Source organism: Cellulomonas bogoriensis 69B4 = DSM 16987 (assembly GCF_000767165.1).
Lineage (GTDB): Bacteria > Actinomycetota > Actinomycetes > Actinomycetales > Cellulomonadaceae > Actinotalea > Actinotalea bogoriensis.
This window is the reverse complement of sequence record NZ_AXCZ01000234.1, coordinates 1-3,156: the sequence shown is the minus strand read 5'-3', so window position 1 is coordinate 3,156 and position 3,156 is coordinate 1. Positions and strand designations below refer to the sequence as shown.

The following is a 3,156-nucleotide window of genomic DNA, read 5'->3' as shown; positions in this document are numbered from 1 at the left end:
AGGACGACGGCGTCCAGGTCGCCCGGCCCGTCACCGAGCCCGGGGACCCGGCCCAGACGGGTGCCGACGTTCCCCCGGATGTCCACCACCTGCAGGTCCGGGCGGGTGGCCAGCAGCTGCGCGGCGCGGCGCGGTGACCCGGTGCCGACCTTCGCGCCCTCGGGCAGGTCGTCCAGGGTCCGGCCTTCGGCGGCGCACAGCACGTCCCTGGGGTCCTCCCGCGGGGGGACGGCCGCGACGGTCAGGCCCGGGGCCTCGGCGGTGGGGATGTCCTTCAGGGAGTGCACGGCCACGTCGCACCGGCCGTCGAGCACCGCCTCGCGCAGCGCGGCGACGAACACCCCCGCACCGCCCAGGGACGCCAACGACCCGGTGAGCCGGTCACCGTCGGTGCGGACGGTGACCAGCTCGACGTCGGCCTCGCCCAGGCCGGCCACGGCGCGCAGCGCGTCCGCGACGTGACCGGTCTGGGTGAGGGCCAGGGCGCTGCCCCGGGTGCCGACGCGTACCGTCACGCGTCGAGCCCCGCCAGGGCGGGCTTGTCGCCGCGCGGGTTGGCGCAGCACCCGGGCCGGCACACGTCGTACCAGGGGCCCAGGGGGCTGAGCGCGGGCCGCGGGTGGGGGGCGGTGTCGTCCGGGCCGGTGGCCAGACGCTCCTGGACCAGGTCGATGAGGCCGGAGACGTACGCCTGGTGCACCCCGGGGGTGGGCACCCGCTCGGCGTGCAGGCCGGCGTCCTTCGCGGTGGTCATCGCCTCCTCGTCGAGGTCCCACAGGACCTCCATGTGGTCCGAGACGAACCCGATCGGCACGATGACGACCGCCTTGGTGCCCTTCTCGGCGAGGTCGGTGATCGCGTCGTTGATGTCGGGCTCGAGCCACGGGGTGCGCGGGTCGCCGGAGCGCGACTGGTACACCAGCGACCACGGCACGGCGGCCAGCTGGGCGGCCGACCCCCCGGTTCCGACGTCGCTGACGCCACCGGCGCTGGCCATCACGATCTCGGCCACGGCCCGGTGCTGGGCCCCGTACGCGCCGTCCGGCCCCAGGTCGGCGACGGGCGGGCCGGACTGCACCGCGGTGGCGGTCGGGATGGAGTGGGTGACGAACAGCACGTGCGCGTCACGCGTCAGGTCGAGGTCCGGCTGGGCGTCGCGGGTGCGCAGCAGCGCCTCGCGGACGCCCTCGACGAACGGGGTCACGAACCCGGGGTGGTCGAAGTACTGCCGCACCTTGTCGATGTGCATCTCGCCGGCCAGGCCGGTGGTGTCGAGAGCGGCGGCGAGGTCCTCGCGGTACTGGCGGCACGAGGAGTACGAGGAGTACGCGCTGGTGACCACGGCCAGCAGGCGGCGGTGCCCGGCGGCGTGCGCCTCCCGCACCGCGTCGGCCAGGTAGGGGTCCCAGTTGCGGTTGCCCCACAGCACCGGCAGCTCCAGGCCGCGGGCGGCGAGCTCGCCCTCGAGGGCGGCCTTGAGCTCACGGTTCTGGTCGTTGATGGGGCTGACCCCGCCGAACGCCCGGTAGTGGTGGGCGACCTCCTCCAGCCGCTCGTCGGGGATGCCCCGTCCGCGGGTCACGTTCCGCAGGAACGGCAGGACCTCGTCCTGGCCCTCGGGCCCGCCGAACGAGACCAGCAGGATCGCGTCGTAGGGCGCGGGTGCCTGGGGGTCGCGGTCGGGCAGGGTGTGGGGGCCGGGCCCCTCGGTGGTGGTGCTCACAGCAGGACCTCCGCGACCTCGTCGACCTCGATGCGCCGCCCGGTGAAGAACGGCACCTCCTCACGCACGTGCCGACGGGCCTCGGTGTGGCGCAGGTACCGCATGAGGTCGACCAGCTCGGTGAGCTCGTCGGCCTCCAGGCCCAGCAGCCACTCGTAGTCGCCCAGGGCGAAGGACGCCACCGTGTTGGACAGGATGCTGGCGTACTCGCGGCCCTTGCGGCCGTGCTCCCCGAGCATCGCACGGCGCTCGTCCTCCGGCAGCAGGTACCACTCGTAGGACCGGACGAACGGGTAGACCGTCAGCCACTCCTTGGGGGTGGTGTCGCGCATGTAGGCCGGGGCGTGGTTGGCGCTGAACTCCGCGGCGCGGTGCACGCCCAGCGCGGACCAGGTGGGCGCCAGGGGTGCGAGCTCGGTGGTGCGGCGCAGGCGTCGGGCGGCGGCCTGCAGCCCGTCGGGTGTGTCGCCGTGCAGCCAGACCATGAGGTCGGCGTCGGCGCGCAGCCCGGAGACGTCGTACAGGCCGCGCAGGACGACGCCCTCACCGAGGTCGGCCGTGGCGGTCGCGAGGTCGGGCGCGGCGGGGGCGTCGGAGTGCTGGGGTGCGGGTGCGGCCGGGCGCCGCAGCACGGTCCACAGGGTCCAGGCCCCGGGGTCGGCGGCGACGGCCTGGCGGTCGTCTGGTGTGGTCATGGGTGAAGTCTGCGTGAGCGGACGAAAATACGACAACTGAGCAGTCATCCCATGAGATTCTGACATGCCGTCAGATCATATTGACGATGTGTCAGATCAAATCCCGGGGCGTCTCGGGACGCCCATTCGCAGAATGCGTCCGGCCGCCTCCGGGTGCGCGTTCCCCGGTCATTCCGTGACGTCGGGCACACCCTGGGTGCTGATCCTGCGGGCCGCGGCACGCGCGTCCGCCACGACGGCCGCCAGGCCCGTCCCGGCCACCCACGCCCCGCACAGCTCGAGCCCGGTCACCTGGTCCACGTCCTGCCGCAACCGGGCGACCCGCTCCCCGTGCCCGGGCCGCGCACGGGACAGGCCCGTGGACCACACCGTCCGCGCGAACCCGTCCACCTGGTCCTCGCCCAGGTCGGTGCCCAGCAGCACCGATGCGTCCCGGACGGCTGTGGCGCGCAGGGCCCGGTCGTCCTCCGGGGCCAGGTGCGGGGCGTACGACAGGCGCAGGACGTGCCGTCCCGGCCCCGCGGCCTGCGCCAGCCACGCCCACTTCGCCGACGCGTGCGTCAGGGCCTTGGCGTGCACCTGACGGTCCCCGGGGGTGTCGCTCACGCACGCGACCTGGGCGTCCGGGGCGACCAGCACACCCGTCCCGCGCGGTGCCCGGTCCAGTGCCGGTGCCCGGACCACCAGGGTCGCGAGCACCACCGCGACGGGGTCGGCGGCCAGGCCACGGACCCGCGG

General features: G+C 74.6%; 3 protein-coding genes and 1 pseudogene. All 4 read right to left on the bottom strand.

Translation table 11 applies throughout. The annotated features are described in order from the left end of the window. Nucleotides 1-515, bottom strand: a 515-nt coding sequence (gene hemC, locus N869_RS13880; RefSeq protein ID WP_035062557.1) for a hydroxymethylbilane synthase, incomplete at its 3' end; no start/stop codon positions are given. Beyond that, complete coding sequence (locus tag N869_RS13875; RefSeq protein ID WP_084137210.1) at nucleotides 512-1,723, bottom strand: ferrochelatase; 1,212 nt, start codon at nucleotides 1,721-1,723, stop codon at nucleotides 512-514. The genes N869_RS13875 and hemC, both read right to left, overlap by 4 nt. Further along, nucleotides 1,720-2,418, bottom strand: a complete 699-nt coding sequence (gene hemQ, locus N869_RS13870; RefSeq protein ID WP_035062555.1) for a hydrogen peroxide-dependent heme synthase — start codon at nucleotides 2,416-2,418, stop codon at nucleotides 1,720-1,722. Before hemQ ends, N869_RS13875 begins: the two co-directional genes overlap by 4 nt. A 168-nt stretch (nucleotides 2,419-2,586) precedes the next feature. Beyond that, nucleotides 2,587-3,156 (bottom strand): annotated as a pseudogene (locus N869_RS17955) (protoporphyrinogen oxidase); the annotation flags it as partial.

Bases quoted from the DNA above. Each gene is read 5' to 3' on its own strand.
- hemQ (WP_035062555.1), bottom strand. From the start codon at position 2,418: ATGACCACACCAGACGACCGCCAGGCCGTCGCCGCCGACCCCGGGGCC.